15 protein-coding genes are annotated in these 18,167 nt (G+C 44.6%); 5 read left to right on the top strand and 10 right to left on the bottom strand.

The genetic code is table 11. The features are described from left to right. On the top strand, positions 1-477 hold a 477-nt coding region (locus AACQ21_RS17110; protein ID WP_181185577.1), incomplete at its 5' end, for an L-serine ammonia-lyase, iron-sulfur-dependent, subunit alpha. Positions 478-581: 104 nt separating this feature from the next. Here the strand turns inward: AACQ21_RS17110 and AACQ21_RS17105 are convergent. After that, entirely contained in the window at positions 582-4,319 is a 3,738-nt protein-coding gene (locus AACQ21_RS17105; RefSeq protein ID WP_181185578.1) for a M66 family metalloprotease, read from the bottom strand. Positions 4,320-4,938: 619 nt separating this feature from the next. Here AACQ21_RS17105 and AACQ21_RS17100 point away from each other — a divergent pair. Next, complete coding sequence (locus AACQ21_RS17100) at positions 4,939-6,138, top strand: HNH endonuclease signature motif containing protein (RefSeq protein WP_017044767.1); 1,200 nt, start codon at positions 4,939-4,941, stop codon at positions 6,136-6,138. 89 nt (positions 6,139-6,227) lie between these two features. On the opposite strand, the gene queD is transcribed toward AACQ21_RS17100, so the two are convergent. After that, positions 6,228-6,587: a 6-carboxytetrahydropterin synthase QueD gene (gene queD, locus AACQ21_RS17095; protein WP_010320709.1), complete on the bottom strand. Its 360-nt coding sequence runs from the start codon at positions 6,585-6,587 to the stop codon at positions 6,228-6,230. 305 nt (positions 6,588-6,892) lie between these two features. On the opposite strand from queD, the gene AACQ21_RS17090 reads away from it, so the two are divergent. The 3 genes from AACQ21_RS17090 (at position 6,893) to AACQ21_RS17080 (ending at position 10,625) form a co-directional block, all read left to right on the top strand. Next, positions 6,893-8,524, top strand: a complete 1,632-nt coding sequence (locus AACQ21_RS17090; RefSeq protein WP_017048608.1) for a methyl-accepting chemotaxis protein — start codon at positions 6,893-6,895, stop codon at positions 8,522-8,524. Between the two features lie 154 nt (positions 8,525-8,678). Continuing rightward, entirely contained in the window at positions 8,679-10,079 is a 1,401-nt protein-coding gene (asnS, locus tag AACQ21_RS17085) for an asparagine--tRNA ligase (RefSeq protein WP_026028293.1), read from the top strand. Positions 10,080-10,325: 246 nt separating this feature from the next. Further along, positions 10,326-10,625 (top strand): hypothetical protein, encoded by a 300-nt coding sequence (locus AACQ21_RS17080; RefSeq protein ID WP_017043621.1) that lies wholly within the window; start codon positions 10,326-10,328, stop codon positions 10,623-10,625. Positions 10,626-10,690: 65 nt separating this feature from the next. On the opposite strand, the gene AACQ21_RS17075 is transcribed toward AACQ21_RS17080, so the two are convergent. From AACQ21_RS17075 to AACQ21_RS17040, 8 genes are all read right to left on the bottom strand, one after another. Further along, complete coding sequence (locus AACQ21_RS17075; protein WP_017044770.1) at positions 10,691-11,764, bottom strand: protein-glutamate methylesterase/protein-glutamine glutaminase; 1,074 nt, start codon at positions 11,762-11,764, stop codon at positions 10,691-10,693. Positions 11,765-11,798: 34 nt separating this feature from the next. After that, positions 11,799-12,317 carry a chemotaxis protein CheD gene (locus AACQ21_RS17070; protein WP_013856765.1) on the bottom strand — a complete coding sequence of 173 codons (519 nt, stop codon included), beginning with the start codon at positions 12,315-12,317 and terminating at the stop codon, positions 11,799-11,801. Next, on the bottom strand, positions 12,317-13,195 hold the full coding sequence (locus AACQ21_RS17065; protein ID WP_105977269.1) for a CheR family methyltransferase: 879 nt from the start codon (positions 13,193-13,195) through the stop codon (positions 12,317-12,319). The genes AACQ21_RS17070 and AACQ21_RS17065 overlap by 1 nt, the downstream gene beginning before the upstream one ends. Further along, on the bottom strand, positions 13,179-13,727 hold the full coding sequence (locus AACQ21_RS17060) for a chemotaxis protein CheW (protein ID WP_228209078.1): 549 nt from the start codon (positions 13,725-13,727) through the stop codon (positions 13,179-13,181). Before AACQ21_RS17060 ends, AACQ21_RS17065 begins: the two co-directional genes overlap by 17 nt. A gap of 15 nt (positions 13,728-13,742) precedes the next feature. Further along, entirely contained in the window at positions 13,743-15,362 is a 1,620-nt protein-coding gene (locus AACQ21_RS17055; protein ID WP_105977268.1) for a methyl-accepting chemotaxis protein, read from the bottom strand. Between the two features lie 35 nt (positions 15,363-15,397). After that, positions 15,398-17,593, bottom strand: a complete 2,196-nt coding sequence (locus AACQ21_RS17050) for a chemotaxis protein CheA (RefSeq protein ID WP_105977267.1) — start codon at positions 17,591-17,593, stop codon at positions 15,398-15,400. A 17-nt stretch (positions 17,594-17,610) separates the two neighbouring features. Continuing rightward, the gene (locus tag AACQ21_RS17045) at positions 17,611-17,922 is read right to left on the bottom strand and encodes an STAS domain-containing protein (protein ID WP_013856760.1); all 312 of its coding nucleotides are present in this window, start codon (positions 17,920-17,922) and stop codon (positions 17,611-17,613) included. A 9-nt stretch (positions 17,923-17,931) separates the two neighbouring features. After that, positions 17,932-18,167, bottom strand: a 236-nt coding sequence (locus AACQ21_RS17040) for a response regulator (protein WP_146127547.1), incomplete at its 5' end; no start/stop codon positions are given.

Below are 18,167 nucleotides of genomic sequence, written 5' to 3'. Positions count from 1 at the left end.
GTGTTAGCCTATTACGATAAATTCATTCAGACCGTTACTGAAAAAGACTATATCCGTTACTTTGCCGCCTCTGGAGCTATCGGTGGGCTTTACAAACGTAACGCTTCTATTTCTGGTGCGGAAGTGGGTTGTCAAGGTGAAGTAGGTGTTGCCTGTTCGATGGCAGCCGCGGGCCTTGCAGAACTGATGGGTGGAAGCCCTGAACAAGTTTGCATGGCCGCTGAAATTGCGATGGAACATAACTTGGGCTTAACCTGTGACCCTGTCGCGGGACAAGTACAAGTGCCTTGTATCGAGCGCAATGGTATTGCTGCAGTGAAAGCGATCAACGCAACGCGTATGGCGCTACGCCGCTCATCGGCACCTCGTGTTTCGCTTGATAAAGTGATAGAAACCATGCTTGAGACAGGTAAAGATATGAACGCCAAATATCGTGAAACGTCTCAAGGTGGTTTAGCGATTAAAGTCGTTTGCTAACGAGCACCTATCTATTTAAAAACCTCGTTCATTAAAACTTAACGCCACTCGCTTAACAGCGAGTGGCGCATTTTACGACTTTACCTCACGATCCAGTGAGGAACTTAAAACTGACCGAAATATTCCCAGCTACTGTTGGTTGGATTGGGATCGGTTGGGTAAGGGAAATAACCGTACTTAGTCACTTTCAAGCGGTAGTAATGATAGCCGCTACGGAAAGCGTATTGATAAATATCGTTCACTTGACCACGCTGGCCATCACTGCCCCACACGCCCATCGCATCTTGTTGATACCACTCCAGTAACGAACGTTCAAAGCTTGCTAAATCACGATTTAATTCCGCAAGATAAGCTTGAATGGTGCTGTCGCTGCCAAGGTAAACCCAATCTAGGTTTGACTCTCCGAGCATCGGGAAAGCTTCCCCCTCTCCTGGGCGTTTTTGGATAAAGTAATGGTTTTCACCATCGATTTGCCCAACAAACACCGCATTTTGCGCCTTATCCCAAGTGGTTGAGGTACGCTCATCCCATGTCAATAAGCGAGATACACCAAAGTAGCTTTGTACACGCGCTTCAATGCTCACACCAACCGCTCTATTGAGCTTGATTGGGTTGAAAGCAAAGTTCACATAGCGATCTGCCGAACCTAGGTATTTCCAACCTTGATTACTGGTTTGATCGGCCGGGAATGCGCCAGCATCTACCATACGCATTACAAAGTAATCACGCATGCCCGTTTCTGGGTTCGGGTAGACATACAATGCCCCCGCTCGGCGATCCGCTTTCGTCACGCCATTGTTTAGAACGCCACGCTCATAGTGTTCGGCCACAAAAGCATCAAACTCAGCGATCGTTGCAAAATCCGTGTTCAGCAGAGTTTCATTCTGTGCGAAGGTTGGTGTCATATCGACCACTTGGCTGTAACCGTACTCTTGGCCAATGATGATTGGGCCTTTGAGCTTATCCAGCAGCGGGTTCTGATCTGGCGTCATTCGAGTCAGTTCTGTTTCACCACCGCGATCCGAACAATGCAAACTCACTTGAGTTGGTACTCCATTCTCCATCGATAAGTTAACGTGGAACTTGTTACTTTCATTGCCAGCGTGGCGAGAGGCACTCAATCGAACTTGTTCGCGGATCCCATCTGCAAATTCAACATCCAACTGACACTGGCCCTGAACCTGGTAAGTAGGACGCAACACTTCATCGCCACGAATAGCATAGCGCCACGTTTGGCCATTTTTATGCATCACACCTGCAACCTGTTCACAGTGATTACCAACGACAAATCCAGCTCCATCGTGATCATTTCCAGACTTATTGAGTGTACATAGGCTCACTTCACCGACATCGGCCGTCGGTGTGTAAGTCACCGTTCCGCGACCATACTTGGAAAGCAGTTCATACTCGCCTTGCGCAGAGGTCATGTTCACGTTGATGTTCCATGTTACATCACGTCCAACAGAACAACGGTCGGTACTGGGTTCAACCCCACCGACAAACTGCGATCTATCGCCATTGGTCGCTTGGAAAGTAAACTTACACAAACGTTGCTGCTCACCATCTATGCGTAATGTTTGCCAAATATCGCTATCGAGCTGTGCCTGAGTCAGGTTCGCCACCGCTTGCCAACCTTCCAACTGATAATCCCCTTGCTCTGGCTGTGGCAGCTCAAACACGTTGCCATAATTCGAGTAAATCAGAGGATAGATTTGGCTAGGGTTCTCATTCTGCGGATCGTAAATCCCCAATAAAGTAACTACGGGTACGCCTACTTGCTGCGGTTTCAGTGTATCGGTTTCTACCACTTTATAACGTTGGGTACTCTGATCCCACTGCACATAACCGCTTGGGCTGTTGCTATCAAGGTTAAAACCGTTGTTCATCCAACGCTGTGCTTTACGCGACTGAGCCGGATGCTCCAAGGTAAAGCGGCTGATGGTGCCAATGTACTCTTGTTCACCGCCATTTTGCGCATCACGCAGGAAACGGAACGCATCTTTAAACGGCGGTACAATATCGTCACCTTGCTGTTGGGTGTAAACGTCGCCTTTCCAGTGCAAGTTACCAATAAAGCGTTGCTGGAACGCATCCCAACCCCAGCCAGATTCCATATCGTGAATCGACGCCATATATGGGTAGTGGCCAAGCCCATAGTTATGGCCCAGTTCATGGGACCATTCATTGCCGGTAGTATTTTGCAGGGTTACTTTACCGCCACCGCCACTGCCGCCATGAACCACAATTTGAGCTAAATCTGTACCTTCTTTGGTATACACCCCGACGTTGGTGTGTGCGGTAATGTGGTTGTAGCGGCGGTTGTATTGCTGCGAATAACCCGCACTACTCTCAATGCCGACGTTGGCGTTGTTAACACCTGTAGAGACCAACGCTTTACCGATCGCTTCACGCATATCGCCGCTGTGCCAACCACCCGTACTCGCACTCTTATCGGTGTACACCACACCATTTGGCATAGTGACAACAGGAAAATAGGCAGGAGTGTAGTCAGCCATCACCAATTTAGACGCGGGTATTTTTTGGAAATAATCCGCGGCCAAAGTTGGAAGATTTTGAATCATCGTATTGTGGTTACGTGGTTGAGTCAGCATGCCCATGTCGATATTTTGAATCACCAACTCAGGCGCACCACCAAACTGGATGTCTCCTTGGCTGAGCACACCTTCACGGCCTAAGTTGTCGGTCAAGCGCAGTGAGAGCTCCGGCTTCATCCAGTTCCATTGCAGCGGCAGTGACCAAGCGTGATGAGAGAACACCACCTTCATACGGCCATTCTCTGGCTGATCCGATGCGGCCAGAGCACTGGGCGGCAGCATCAAGGTGGTGTGCACTAATTCGCCATCGAGGAACACTTCGGCGCGGACTTGGTTAATCTCTTCCCCTTGTTGCGGGGTAAACAGCAGCATCGCTTCACGGTTCATGATCGCATCGAGATGACCTTGACCAGTTAACTCATTGCTATTCGGCGCGACTGATGTATGGGTTTGAGTAATGCTCAACCCACCCTCTAAACTGCCTTGCAAATGGTTCGGGGTTGGGATTTCATCGGCAAAACCGACTCGAGCATCTTGAGTAGTAAAGCGCACTACCTTGGGCTCAGCACAATCCACTGGATTACACGAGTTCAACACCATCTCATATGATGTGCCTGGCTTAAGGTCACCGATAAAAAAGCCCGCAGAAACCGAATCATAGCGGCGAACATCCTTCGCATTACTCAAATTGGTTAAGGTGAGCTGAGTCTTATCGGCTTCATTTTGCCCAAGCCAGTCAAATGACACACCGACATCAGACAGGCTCGAGACGGTTAACGAGGTAATCTCTGGCTTCACTAACGCACCACAATCAGAGGTTTCGGTACGATAGATGACATCACGTTGCCAAATATAGCTACCATCGGCGCGCTTAGACCCGTGTGCCGCAGGAATGTATTCGACAAAGCAGCCTTGCTCGTCCGATTCGTAAACACCAAATTCGCGGCTCATCAGATAAAAACCGCCGTCGTACACCATGAATTCCCAACTCTGATCGACAAAATCGATCACATTGCGATAAGGCGTATCATCGCCACTTTGATAAGGTATAAAGGGGAATTGCAGATCATTTTTGTAACTAAGCCGATAATCGAAGCCTTTATAGTGGATCCAACGCTCACCGTTGCGTTCAAACACCCCTTCTCCACGTTCGGCGGTCGCTTTAATCGATTCTAACCGCTCGACGATTTTTTCCCCGATCTGGATCAAGGTGAGCTCATTTTGCGCCCAAACGGGTGCGCTTCCCAGTAGCCCTGCTACCAGAAGCGTTAATGGTTTCTTATTCATCATTGGATTGCTCATTTTAGTTTATAGTGACGTGCCTGAATTTCAGCAGCAGCAACCCACGAAATCTGCGCTGGTTAAGCAATAATCGATTCCGGATATAGACAACTGGGTTACCGATTCATTATTAGTTACCTAATTTCATTTCGATAGAATCACTATGTCCGTAACGAGATAAGGGTTCCAACCCAATGAGGTTGACGTCTTGAAAGTGAGAATTCACGCGAAAAAGTGTGCAACAAAAATGCATACAAACAATAAATAATTTTATTAAAATCAATCAGAAACAATGATATTTAAGAATATAACACGCACACCGAAAGAGAATGATTACGATTGTTCATGAGCATTGAGAGGATTAAGCGATCAACTTTTTGGCGATTTTATCGCACAGATATTGGCTAAACGGCAGCGTGTCAGTCGCGGTAAGAAAAGAGATTGTATATATGCAGACTGCGTAGGTTTTTATGAACACCTTTTTGCACAGCCTTCTGAACGTGAGATCTCCCGCATAAATAATGAAACATCACATACATAACAAATTAAAATGCGATATAGGTTTAATTTATTGACTGAGCAAATGGTTATCTTAGTTGCGATTTAACTATCCAATGAGAAAATTATGACAACGAAAATTTCATACCTTACCCTACTGGCACTGCTTTGCTCTCCCCTTACCAGTGCGCAGACAGAAAATAGTAACGCTGAGCAACCATCAAGCCATGTGACATGTCGCGCTCACAACCTGACTCTGAATTTAACCACCGATCAATACGCTTCTGAAACAAGTTGGGAAATAAAAAACAGCCTCTCACAGGTTATTTATGCGGGTAATAATTACTCAGACTCCACATCTTATAGCCAAGAAATATGCTTATCGGATGGTGAATATCAATTCACCATCCATGACAGTTATGGTGATGGTATTTGCTGTGGCTCTGGCAATGGCCTTTATTCCTTAGCCAAAGGCTCGGAAATACTGGCCTCTGGTGGAGAATTTCAATACAACCAATCAAACAGCTTATTACTTGGTGAATCAACACCTCCCGCTAACCATGACTATTATCAAGCCGCGATAGGAAAAACAGGTTTTGAACTAAAAACGGCCTTATACAACATCATAAAGAATCATAATAGCCGCGGTTATTCCGCAATTTGGACACTATTACAAAATGCAGACATAGATAACTACTATGAGAATGACGGTTCAATGTTAGATATCTATTCTGAGAAACCTGACAACAACGACAGTGTTAGTTTTACTAAAGTCAGCGATCAGTGTGGTCAGTATCGACGAGAAGGCGATTGTTACAATAGGGAACACTCATTTCCTAAAAGTTGGTTTGGGGGCAGCGTTGAGCCAATGAATTCCGACGGTCACCACTTGTTTGCCACTGATGGTTTTGTCAATGCAAAACGCAGTAACTGGCCATTTGGCGAAGTTGGTCATATCACTTATACCTCAAGTAATGGTTCAAAACTTGGCAGTGCAAGCAATACGCTAGGTTATAATGGCACCGTATTTGAGCCTATTGATGAATTTAAAGGCGATCTAGCGCGCGCCTATTTTTACATGGCAACCCGCTACGAGAACCGTATCGGCAGCTGGCAAGGAAATACTGACAACGCTGATGCCATACTTGATGGTACTAGCACGGTGGTTTTTGAAGCTTGGGCTCTGGCTATGCTAAAGCGTTGGCACCAAGAAGATCCTGTGAGTGCTAAAGAACGCCAGCGCAATGACGCCGTTTATCAATTTCAAGGTAACCGAAATCCCTATATCGATCATCCTGAATATGTAAGCCAAATTTGGGGTCATTAGGCTCTTTATATTGGGTAAGTAGATAGGCGCGATAGTAGTGCCTATCTACTTGTTATTTATTGTTTGTTGTTCGGAATTGTCTGCTGGTATTAGCCTTTATAAATACAACCCGCCGTGCAGGTTTCTTTAATTTCAACTTTGCTGAGCAGTGGTAAGCTTGGCTTTAATTGTTGCCAAATCCATTTCGCAAGCACTTCACTGGTTGGGTTCTCTAACCCTTCAATGTCATTCAAGTAATAGTGATCTAAACGATCATAAATAGGTTTAAATATCGCTTTAATTTCAGAAAAATCAATCACCCAACCAGTATGAGGATCGACCTCACCTTCTACATACAGACGAACTAAAAAAGAGTGCCCATGTAAACGGCCGCACTTATGCCCTGCAGGTACATGAGGTAAACGATGCGCGGCTTCAAACATAAACTCTTTGTATAATTCTGTTTTCATCTTGGTTCTCAAGCTTTTAAAAGAGAGGCAATACTAAGGAATATAGACTCACGAAACAAGTTTCTAGACAGCTTTGTTTGCATTGCAAGACAGATGAAACCGTACAATTTATCACTGTGATACAACGGAAAATCCCACGCCTTTGAGTGATATTTTAAGCATTAATAGGGAATCATGACGTGCCACATCACATTTGTTAAACCTATAGTATGTATAGGGTCACACTCCAAAGACTACAACTTTTGCACTAGTGCATATTAACGCTATATTTACACTGTCACCCTCTCAATAATAATAAAATTATCATGAACTCAACAATTACGTCTAAATTGCTACTTACGCTCATCACCGTTTTTGCTTTTGTATTAACGGTGTCAACGAGCTATCAATATATACAACAACGTGACCTGCTCAATTCGGTGCTGAGCGAGCAGTTACACGATAAAGCGAGTAACTACTTTGATAGCCTCAATATGATGATGTTGACTGGTACCATGGCTCAGAAAGAGACCTTACGCCAAAAGGCACTCGCGCAAGATGGCATTGAACAGGTGCGAGTATTACGTTCAGAGGCGGTCAGTAAACTTTATGGTCCTGGAAAAGAAAATCAACAGCCAATGGACGAGATAGATAAACGCGCACTGGCCGGGGAAACCGTCATTGAACCATTCAATGCTTCCTGGGGGAAAGGATTAGTCGTCGCCTTACCGATGAAATCAAGCCTAGATTACCGAGGCACAAACTGCGTATCTTGTCATATGGCGGAAGAAGGAACCGTTTTAGGAGCTATTCGTCTTGAGTATAACCTGAGCCATGTAAACCAAATGATCAGTACTCACACTGTCATTGCCGTTATTATTATGGCTTCCATTGCCTTTATCGGATTTATGATCACGCTTTTTTTGATCCGCAAGATGATTGTTCGCCCTATCCAGCATACGTCACGATTCATGTGTGAAATCAGTAAGAGCAAAGATTTATCAAAACGGCTTATCAGCACCAAAAAAGATGAACTCGGACAACTCGCGGTCTCCATCAACTCTTTAATGGACACGGTTTCGGACAGTTTGGCAAAAGTGCAAGAGACCTCTCATTCGCTTGCCGATTCAGCAAACCAGTTAACCGACGTAGCACAAACAACCAACCAAGCGGCAAAAAATCAGCAGCGTGAAACCTCTGACGTTCAGCTCAATATTGAAGAGATGCAATCTCAACAACAGACGGTTAATCAAGCTACCGTTGATGCATCAAAGCTTATCAAACATACCGCTAATGTCGCTCAACAAAGTGCACAGCAAGCACATACAGCTAGCGCAGATATCAAAGGTTTGGTAAGCGATATCGAGTCCGTGAAAGATAAAATTTCTGAACTTAATAATCAGACAGGGCTGGTTTCCTCCATTCTTGAAACGATTAAAAGTATCGCCGAACAAACTAATTTGCTGGCTTTAAACGCGGCGATTGAAGCAGCACGAGCGGGTGAACAAGGAAGAGGCTTTGCGGTCGTGGCCGATGAAGTGCGAAAACTCGCCTCACGAACGGCAGAAGCGACTGGAAACATTGAGAAAATCATCGCTCAATTCCAACGTGACAGTGAAACATCGCTCGCCTCAGTTGATTTGGTCTGCTCACATGCGCATCAACGTTCAAATGAAGTCGAAGTTTTATCTTCCGCAATGAGTAATGCAGTACAAGAGATGCAGCAGGTGCTTGATCATGCAAACAATATTCAAGATCAAACACGAACGACCACACAAGTCAGCCAAGAAATTCAAGGGAAGATCGAAGTCATTACTCGACATGCTGATGATACGTCTCAATCGGCAACGCAAACCCGAGAAATCAGCGTCAATTTAAAACAGCTATCGCAGCGCTTAGAAACATTGATGAATCAATTTACGCTTTCTGCTAAGAATTCGGCCACGAATCGACAATAAAGGTTGATGCGAACGAATTGACAGGTAATATGTGCCATTGAATTAAAAAGTAATAAGCAACCCAATGTTTCGCTTGTTTTTTGTCCACTTTATAGAGTGAGAATACTTTTGAACATTGGGTTGAATTTTTACCTCAATGGAGACTATATCAAACATGACTTACGCGCCTGTAACAGACGTATTGAGCGGTAAGCTAGCCGTTGACAGTGAAGTGACTGTCCGAGGCTGGATTCGTTCTCGTCGTGATTCCAAAGCTGGAATCTCTTTTCTTGCCATTTATGACGGCTCTTGTTTCGACCCGATTCAGGCCGTGGTCCCTAATAATCTGAATAATTACAATGACGAAGTGCTAAAGCTCACTACTGGCTGCTCTGTCGAAGTAACAGGTAAGATTGTTGAGTCCCCTGCTTCTGGTCAAGCATTTGAACTTGCAGCAACTGAGGTGAAGGTTGTTGGCTGGGTTGAAGATGCTGAAACCTACCCAATGGCAAAAACTCGCCATTCAATTGAATATCTTCGTGAAGTGGCGCATCTTCGCCCACGCACCAACGTGATTGGCGCAGTGGCTCGTGTACGCAACTCCCTTTCTCAAGCCATCCACCGCTTTTACCACGAGCAAGGTTATTTCTGGATGTCAGCGCCGCTGATTACCGCTTCTGATGCAGAAGGTGCGGGTGAAATGTTCCGTGTTTCAACGCTGGATTTCGCTAACCTTCCTCGTACTGAGCAAGGCAATGTCGATTTCAATGAAGACTTCTTCGGCAAAGAGACATTTCTTACAGTTTCAGGACAGTTAAATGCCGAAGCGTATGCTTGTGCATTAAGCAAAGTGTACACTTTTGGCCCAACGTTCCGTGCTGAAAATTCAAACACGAGCCGCCACCTTGCAGAATTTTGGATGGTAGAGCCAGAAGTCGCGTTTGCTGATCTAAACGATGTCGCGAAACTGGCTGAAGATATGCTGAAGTATGTCTTCAAAGCCGTTCTTGAAGAACGTCGTGATGACCTGGAGTTTTTTGCTTCGCGTATCGACAAAGAGGCAATTACTCGTCTTGAGCAGTTCGTTAATTCAGATTTTGCGCAAGTAGACTATACCGATGCGGTGAAGATCCTAATCGATTCAGGCCGTAAGTTTGAATTTGATGTTGAATGGGGCATTGATCTTTCTTCTGAACACGAGCGCTTCCTTGCTGAAGAGCACTTCAAAGCGCCTGTGATCGTCAAGAACTACCCTAAAGACATTAAAGCATTTTACATGCGTCTAAACGACGATGGTAAAACTGTCGCTGCAATGGATGTTCTTGCCCCAGGTATTGGTGAAATCATCGGTGGCTCTCAGCGTGAAGAACGTTTAGATGTTCTTGATGCGCGTATGATTGAAATGGGCATTGATCCTGAACACATGAGTTGGTATCGCGACTTACGTCGTTACGGTACTGTACCGCACGCGGGTTTCGGCCTTGGCTTTGAGCGCTTAGTATCCTATGTGACCGGTATGGGCAACGTGCGTGATGTGATTCCTTTCCCACGTACACCACGCTCTGCAAACTTCTAAAAATCAAACACGATTTTTGTAAAAACCACCGACGTTAAACTCGGTGGTTTTTTTATTTCCCCAACAATCAGTGTTCACTCTCAATAACAATAGAATGAATTTCAAATAAACATGAGATCAAAATCACCTCAATTTCATCTTCCTTTGTTACATTTAGTTCAATTACATGATCATGTTCACTCTATTGTGCTATGCAACCGAGTTACATTAACCACGTATTCAGATCGATCCATGGCGAGAACTTATATGAAAAAAAATGATGTAGATAATTTGCAGTACAATGGTGAAACAAACGGTGTTCATGGCTGGATGACCCCTTCTGGTCAACCTTACTACTGGCATCCTGATTGGCTTCATATCGCAGAAGATGCTACTGGCTTAAAGCCTAAACAAGCGTTAGATGTGGCAGAAAATGAGCAAGCAACAAAAAAACATGCCGTGTCGGCTATTTTGAAGCATATCAATCAATGGGCTTCAGAAAAGCTCGCCGAACACCCTGAAATAGAAACCGAAGCCATCGAATCTCAAATTGGCTTAAAAAAGTAACTACTACGACTTGTTGGGAGCGTCTCAACAAGTCGGTTTCAACTAAAAATAAATGAAGATCTAATCTACAAGTGCCTCGATGAAGCTCGTTGCAATATTTCCTGCGCTATTTGATTGAGTGGTAGCACCGAACAAGCACCACCACGTTCGATTGCCTCTTTGGGCATACCAAAAACGATACAGCTTGCTTCATCTTGTGCAACTGTATAGGCACCGCTCTCTTTCAACTCATGCAAACCTCGTGCGCCATCATCTCCCATTCCCGTCAAAATAAAACCGACAGCGTTAGGGCCTACATGCTTTGCCGCTGAGCGAAAAAGTACATCGACTGATGGTTTATGCCTGTTAACTGCGGGGCCATCTTTGATTTCGACTTGATAATGTGCACCACTTCGATTCAGTTGCATGTGACGGCCCCCCGGAGCGATCAATGCCAACCCCGGAAGAACTCGGTCGCCATTCTTTGCTTCCCTGACCTCTATTTGACAAAGCCCATTGAGCCGGTCAGCAAACATCGCGGTAAATTTTTCGGGCATATGTTGCACGATAACAATCCCCGGAGAGACTGCTGGCAATGCTGTTAAGATCGCTTCTAAAGCTTGTGTCCCACCTGTAGATGTGCCGATCACGACCACTTTTTGTGTGGTCTTCAATGTTAATGTCGGGTGATTCGGATTCGGCATTGTTTGCTGTACTTTCTTGAGTACATGAGGTTTGGGTTTAACAATATTTTCTAGCTTTGCTTGTGCAGCGGCGCGCACCGCACTTAACATTTCCTGCCGACTTTCTTGTAGAAAATCTTTCAACCCTGCTTTGGGTTTAGTGATAATCGTCAACGCACCCGCTTGCAATGCTTGCATAGTCACTTCCGCGCCACGTTCCGTCAGTGTAGAACAAATGATGACTGGCGTCGGATGCTCCGCCATCAGTTGCTTAAGAAACGTAATACCATCCATACGAGGCATTTCTACATCTAAAATAATCACATCTGGCCATTGAACAGCCATTTTTTTTTGAGCGAATATGGGATCAGAAGCAGGAGTAAGCACTTCAATATCAGGTTCATTACTCAACAAAGCGCTGATCACTTGCCGAACAACCGCGGAGTCATCCACGATTAATACTTTTATTTTTTTCATGTAATGCCTCTATAAGTCGACACTCAATGGCTGATTAATAAGCTACCTCTCTTGCAGAAGATCGCCCATATTGAACCCAAACATCACCATTTTGGACATCAAAAAATACTTTACGATAACGCTTTCCACCTACATCATTGCGGCTTACTTGAAAACCGTGCTCTTTCAGTAACTGCATACCCAGTCGCACATTTTGTTGTGCAACATTTATCGAAGCGACTTTGCTGTAGTGACCTGCAAACATAGTGCTACCTCCAAATACTTTAACAACACATTCCTTAGGATTGATTTGATGTCGTCGACACTGAAGGGAAAAGTACGCCACAACATCGCTAGCATAATAGCCTTCAGGTTGTTTGGCCTCTTCACCTAGGGCGGATCGCTGGCTCAACAGATAATGGCACATACCCACTAACTGCGTTTTTGGATGCCATAACGTAATGGCAACGCACGAACCCAGCAGCGTATGAATCCAACCTCTGTGATGACCAAAAAATATCTCACCAGGCATCAAGTTCAGAGCCTCTGTTTTAGGTAAAAATTCGTTCGCCATTAATCACAAATCCCTCGTTTTTGATAGATAGACGGCTGCAGTAATTGCAAGTCATCGCAGTTAAGTCCATTTAATGTTTCAGAGTGGCCTATTAATAAAATACCGCCACTTTTTAATCGGTTCGTAACGTTACTGATGACTCTTTGTTTGGTATTTTGATCAAAATAAATCATCACATTACGTAAAAAAATAAGATCAAAGTGACCAAGTTCATCCAACTGATTTTGTAAGTTCGCTAATCCGAATTTTACTTTTTTCCTTAATGAATTAACGATTTTCAATGTGTCATGCTTGGTATCGATGCCTTTTCGGCAATACGTTTTGAGATAGGCTTTCGGTATATGTTCATGGCGTAGCATCGGATAAATACCCTGTGATGCAATTTGCAACACTTGACTATTGATATCGGTACCAACTATTTGCCATTCTCCTTGGTAACGGCTGTCTAATAACATTGCCAGAGAATAAGCCTCTTCACCTGTCGAGCTTGCTGCGCTCCAGCAACGGATCTGTTTTTTACCCCATACAGTGAAGAGATGGTGCTGGATATAAGCAAAATGGGCCTCTTCTCTGAAAAAGTACGTTTCATTGGTGGTCAGCAAATTGATGACTCGTTGCCGCTCAAGTTTGCGTACTTGCTGATCGCTAAATTTCGTCAAATACTCAAAATACTCCCGATATGAACTTATACCGAGCTCTCTTAAGCGCCCGCTTAAACGCCCAACCACCAACGCTTTCTTACTGGGTGTTAGTGCGATACCTGCAGATTGATATATCCAGCCACGATACAACTCAAAGTCTGCATCACTGATGATGGACATTTGCTCCATGGCTGAATTCCCAAGTTGCTGAGATTTGTGCTTAACTTGCAAGTTCATTCTGCTCTTTGACCTGTTCCATCATGGCCAGCTCTTCAACAGATAGGACTTTATCCTCCGCTAAAATAATGACAAACTCTTCATCGAATTGAGCCATACCACAAATAAATTCGGTCCGGATCTTGGTACCAAAATTAGGGGCAGGTCTCATAAACTTACTTGATATTTCAATGACTTCAGAAACACTGTCAACCATAACACCTAGGTCTTGACGCTGTTCTTCATTCGTCACTTCGATAATGACAACACAAGTCTTTTTATTCACTTCTTGCGGTTTAAGATAAAAACGCCGAGCTAGGTTGACGACAGGTACCACTTCACCACGCAAGTTAATAATGCCTTGAATGTAGTCAGGCATCATTGGCACCTGAGTTACTTTGCCATACTCTAATATTTCCTTAACATGCAAAATCGCAAAGGCGTACATTTCACCATTGAGCTGAAATGTTAAGTACTGTTGATCTTGTGCTAATTCTGTATTGGACTTAGCCAATATCATCGAGTTAGCCTCAACCGGGATAAGATTAGCCACATTCACCTCCAGCCACTAAAAGCGCACATACTCAGGTTCATCGTCCATAGAGACAAACTCAACATCTTTCTTCTGTTTAGGGCGTTGCTGCTCGTGGTGAACTGAAGATTTATTTGCTGCTTCACGGCGATTATTTTCTGTTTTGAAGAAGGTCATTAGTTGCTGGAGCTGCTGTGCTTGGCTACTCATCTCTTCAGAGGTCGACGCAAGCTCTTCTGATGCGGAAGCACTTTGTTGCGTGATACTGTTGAGCTGTTCCATCGCTTGGTTAATTTGTGTTGCTCCGGTTGCTTGTTCCATTGAAGCTGCGTTGATCTCTTGCACTAAATCGGATGTTCTTTGAATAGAAGGCACCATTTCATCCAGCAGTTTTCCGGCTTGTTCCGCTAAACCAACGCTATTTTTAGCAACCTCACCAATTTCTTGAGAAGCAACCTGACTGCGCTCTGCCAATTTTCGGACTTCTGCAGCCACCACTGCAAAACCTTTACCATGCTCGCCAGCTCTAGCAGCTTCGATTGCGGCGTTGAGCGCAAGTAAGTTAGTTTGATAAGCGATATCATCAATAATACCAATTTTCTCAGCTATCGATTTCATCGCTAACACGGTTTTAGCTACCGCTTCTCCACCTTCTTTCGCTTCTTTAGCCGCTTTACCTGCCATGCTATCGGTCACTTTCGCATTTTCAGTGTTTTGCGCGATTGAGGCTGACATCTGCTCTACCGACGAGGTAGTCTGTTCAACACTGGCCGCTTGTTCACTCGCACCTTGACTTAAGTTCTGAGCGGTAGCTGAAACTTCTTCGGATGCAGAAGCCAATGCATTACTTGAGCTATTCACTTCACCTACGATGTCTGACAACTTGGCCACCATTTTTTGCATGGCTTCAAGCAAGCGACCCAATTCATCGCCTGACGTCGCTTCAATTTTACCTGTTAAATCACCCACAGCGAGTCGGTTAGCCAGCGCCACTGCTTGCTCTAAAGGATTACAGATCCCGCGGATCAAGGTAACCGCAAATCCAATACCAAACAGTAGCCCCAATATAATTGATCCAATGGCTATCATTTGTAGGTTGGCATAAAGCTCAACCTCATGGTTATAAACATTCTGCGCTTCATTAGATTGCAGCTGAATTAATGCATTTACTGTTTTTTCAACGGGTGCATAGAGTGGGCGTACTTTATCAACCGCAAGGCGAGTCGCTTCATCAATGTCTAAACGTCGCAAAGCATCAATGGTGGGCTGTAGAGCTTGCTCAACAAAGACTTTATTTTGTTCTTCAAATTGTGTTGCTAATTCAGCCTCCTCCTTGGTTAATTTAGTTAACTTGTATTTGCCCCATTTGTCATCAATCACTTTGAGGTGGTTCTCAACCGTCTCAATCTGAGCACGAATAATATCCGCTTCTGGGTACAGTTGTGAGAAAGCCAGCGCTATACGATTGCTCAGAAGACGAGATTTAATGTCACCGATAGACAGTGCTGGTACGGTTCGGTCATAGTAGACCGTTTCTAGCCCATGCAGTGTTTTTTGCATGCCATAAAGCCCGAGTGATCCGACCACAATGAGTAACAAACTTAAGATGCCAACTAGCATACTTAGTTTGAATTTAACTGAAATATTTTTAAACATAGCCTATTCCTTTCTGACGATGTAATTGAGCCAAGTTAGTGCATTGCCAATAAGCGATGCTTCGACTCTTCCTTCATAATATGTTGCGATAAACTGGCGATATCTAAGATAAGAGCAATATCCCCGCTGCCCAAAATAGTCGAACCGCTGATTCCTTTAACCCGTGAAAAAATCGGCCCAAGTGGCTTAATTACGGTTTGTAATTCCCCCAACAAATTATCCACGATCAAACCAGCACTTTGCCCCGCACTACTGACCACCACCACATTTTGGCGTTTTGAGCGACGCGCAGTGAGGTTAAATTGCACTCTTAAATCAATTAAAGACAGCACTTGTCCCCTGAGATTAATATAAGGTTTGCCTTGGCCATCTTTGAGCCACTGGTCATCAAGTTCGACGCATTCTTGAACGGCATCCAATGGCACAACGAAGGTTTCGCTACTCACTTCAATTAGGAAACCATCAATGATCGCGAGTGTGAGCGGCAATACAATGCGGATAGTTGTTCCTCGATTAAGTAGGCTGTGAATCTCTACTCGACCTCGCAAATCAGTAATATTTCGCTTCACTACGTCCATACCGACACCGCGTCCTGAAATATTGGAAACCTGCTGGGCCGTTGAAAAGCCGGGCTCAAAAATGAGCTGAAAAATCTCGTCATCGCTCACGAGTTGGTTTTCATCAAGTAGCCCTTTTTCAATCGCTTTTGCGCGCAATTTTTCGCTGTTGAGCCCTTTTCCGTCATCGCTCACATCGATCACTATATTGCCTGAGTCATGGTAAGCATTGAGCGTGATGGTGCCGTGAGAAGGTTTACCATTTGCGACACGCTCTTCCTCTGTTTCAATGCCGTGGTCAATCGCATTGCGCACTAAATGCATTAAAGGATCGCCAATTTTTTCAATCACTGATTTATCTAATTCGGTATCCGCACCGGTAACCGTGAGATGAATACTTTTGTTTAGCTCCTTCGCCATATCACGAACAACGCGTTGAAAACGGGCAAATGTCGCACCGATAGCCACCATTCTAAGCTGTAGTGCCGCGTCTCTGACTTCTTCGAGAAGGCCATTGAGCCGTGCAACAGATTCAATCATTACATTTTCGCCAATTAGCTCCGCCTGTAATGCACTGCCGGCACCTGCGGTGACCAATTCCCCGACTAAATTAATTAAGGTATCTAACTTTTCAGCATCCACTCGCAAGCTTTTTTGCTCTTTGGTTAGCGCCTCTCGGGCTTTACTTTGTTTATCGACCGCCGCATTGAGTACGGGTGCTAATTGAGCATCAGCCTGAGTGATAATTTCGCCTATGGGTATCGCGTCCGAACTCGCTTCTCGCCGCTCACTTTGTTGCTGCAATGCACGCTTCAATTCAGTCTCAGTGAGCGCGCCACAACGAACTAATATTTCGCCAATTCTATAATTTTCATCGGGCATTGATTGAATGTGATCAATGAAGTCACCCACTTTGGCACTGGGTGGAAAGATGCGAACGTCACCTTCTTCACGAATGAATTCAAACACGTCTTCGATTTGTTGTTTAGATGCCGGCGAATAGAAACGCAGTTCAAAACCCAAATAACAACATTCCGGATCAAAGTTGTGCCAATCAGGTAATTTTCGGTCGGCAGCCTCGATATAAATAACCTCTCCCAGCGTAGTTAAATAAGAAAGAAAAGAGAGCGGATCCATACCATCTTGGAATGCATGAAGCGGGAAAGTTAAAGAGATATGCCAGCAGAAATTGTCGAGTGCGGTGTGATCAGGTTCAGATTCCGTGGTTGGTGAATGACTTTCTGGTTCAGATTGACCTAAAAACTCAGACAATCGGGCTCCTAAGCGCTGTCCGGTAACGTCATCTTCTGATGACTCTTGCCCCGTTTGAGCATCATCAATCAAGCTCACCATGTGATCGCGGCACTCAAGCAACAAGGAAATATGTTTTTCATGCAACTTAAGTTGTTCTGAGCGCAATAAATCAAGCAAGCTTTCTACTTTATGAGTAAAACGAACGATCTCATTTAAGTTAAATATCCCTGCTGAGCCTTTTACAGTATGCGCTGCTCGGAAAATTGCGTTTAATCGCTCATTTAAGCCATCAAGATTCCCGCTATCCAGTTCAAGAAGGTCAGATTCCATCCCTTCAAGCAACTCCCTACTCTCATTAAAATAAGTTTGGAGCGCCGCAGCCATCATTTCGTCCATAGTATCTCCCTGGGGCTTCGTCATTAGCTTGTCACTTTGTCTTATTGTGAACTCGAAAGAACGATAGGGTCATGAAACCATCCCACTAGCCCTAGTTTACCCAGCACATCCACCACGACTTCACTGTGATGAATCAGTTCACATCCCTGTTCTATTCTTGCTTTTTTAAATGCCATCAATACTTGTACGCAACTGCTATCCAGAGCAGTGACTTGGGAAAGTTCAATGGCGATCTTCTCGCTATGAGACACAAAAGGGGTCAGCTGCTCAAACAAATTTCGAGCCTCATAAATCGTCAGTTCACCGTCAAGTTTTAACATTAATTGCTCATCGGTTTGGTGTGGAGTCAGCATAATCCCCCCTTAGGCTTGGATCAGTTTTGCTACGGCGGCAAGCATCTGTTCAGGTGCAAAGGGTTTTACAACCCAAGCTTTCGCACCCGCAGCACGACCCTGTTCTTTTTTCGATGCCTCAGATTCAGTTGTAAGCATAATCACCGGCGTAAATTTTGTGTCTGGCCTTTGCTTCAGCTCTTTAAGTAAGGTAATGCCATCCATATTCGGCATATTTACGTCGCTGATGACCAAATGAACACGAT

This window comes from Vibrio sp. V01_P9A10T6 (assembly GCF_963877065.1).
In the GTDB taxonomy this organism is placed as follows: domain Bacteria; phylum Pseudomonadota; class Gammaproteobacteria; order Enterobacterales; family Vibrionaceae; genus Vibrio; species Vibrio anguillarum.
The sequence above is the reverse complement of the archived record's forward strand: the minus strand, read 5'-3'. Positions and strand labels throughout refer to the sequence as shown.

Bases quoted from the DNA above. Each gene is read 5' to 3' on its own strand.
- queD (WP_010320709.1), bottom strand. From the start codon at position 6,587: ATGAAAACAGAATTATACAAAGAGTTTATGTTTGAAGCCGCGCATCGT.
- AACQ21_RS17075 (WP_017044770.1), bottom strand. From the start codon at position 11,764: ATGAAAAAAATAAAAGTATTAATCGTGGATGACTCCGCGGTTGTTCGG.
- AACQ21_RS17080 (WP_017043621.1), top strand. From the start codon at position 10,326: ATGAAAAAAAATGATGTAGATAATTTGCAGTACAATGGTGAAACAAAC.
- AACQ21_RS17070 (WP_013856765.1), bottom strand. From the start codon at position 12,317: ATGGCGAACGAATTTTTACCTAAAACAGAGGCTCTGAACTTGATGCCT.
- AACQ21_RS17055 (WP_105977268.1), bottom strand. From the start codon at position 15,362: ATGTTTAAAAATATTTCAGTTAAATTCAAACTAAGTATGCTAGTTGGC.
- AACQ21_RS17045 (WP_013856760.1), bottom strand. From the start codon at position 17,922: ATGCTGACTCCACACCAAACCGATGAGCAATTAATGTTAAAACTTGAC.
- AACQ21_RS17090 (WP_017048608.1), top strand. From the start codon at position 6,893: ATGAACTCAACAATTACGTCTAAATTGCTACTTACGCTCATCACCGTT.
- AACQ21_RS17065 (WP_105977269.1), bottom strand. From the start codon at position 13,195: ATGAACTTGCAAGTTAAGCACAAATCTCAGCAACTTGGGAATTCAGCC.
- AACQ21_RS17050 (WP_105977267.1), bottom strand. From the start codon at position 17,593: ATGACGAAGCCCCAGGGAGATACTATGGACGAAATGATGGCTGCGGCG.
- AACQ21_RS17100 (WP_017044767.1), top strand. From the start codon at position 4,939: ATGACAACGAAAATTTCATACCTTACCCTACTGGCACTGCTTTGCTCT.
- AACQ21_RS17105 (WP_181185578.1), bottom strand. From the start codon at position 4,319: ATGAATAAGAAACCATTAACGCTTCTGGTAGCAGGGCTACTGGGAAGC.
- asnS (WP_026028293.1), top strand. From the start codon at position 8,679: ATGACTTACGCGCCTGTAACAGACGTATTGAGCGGTAAGCTAGCCGTT.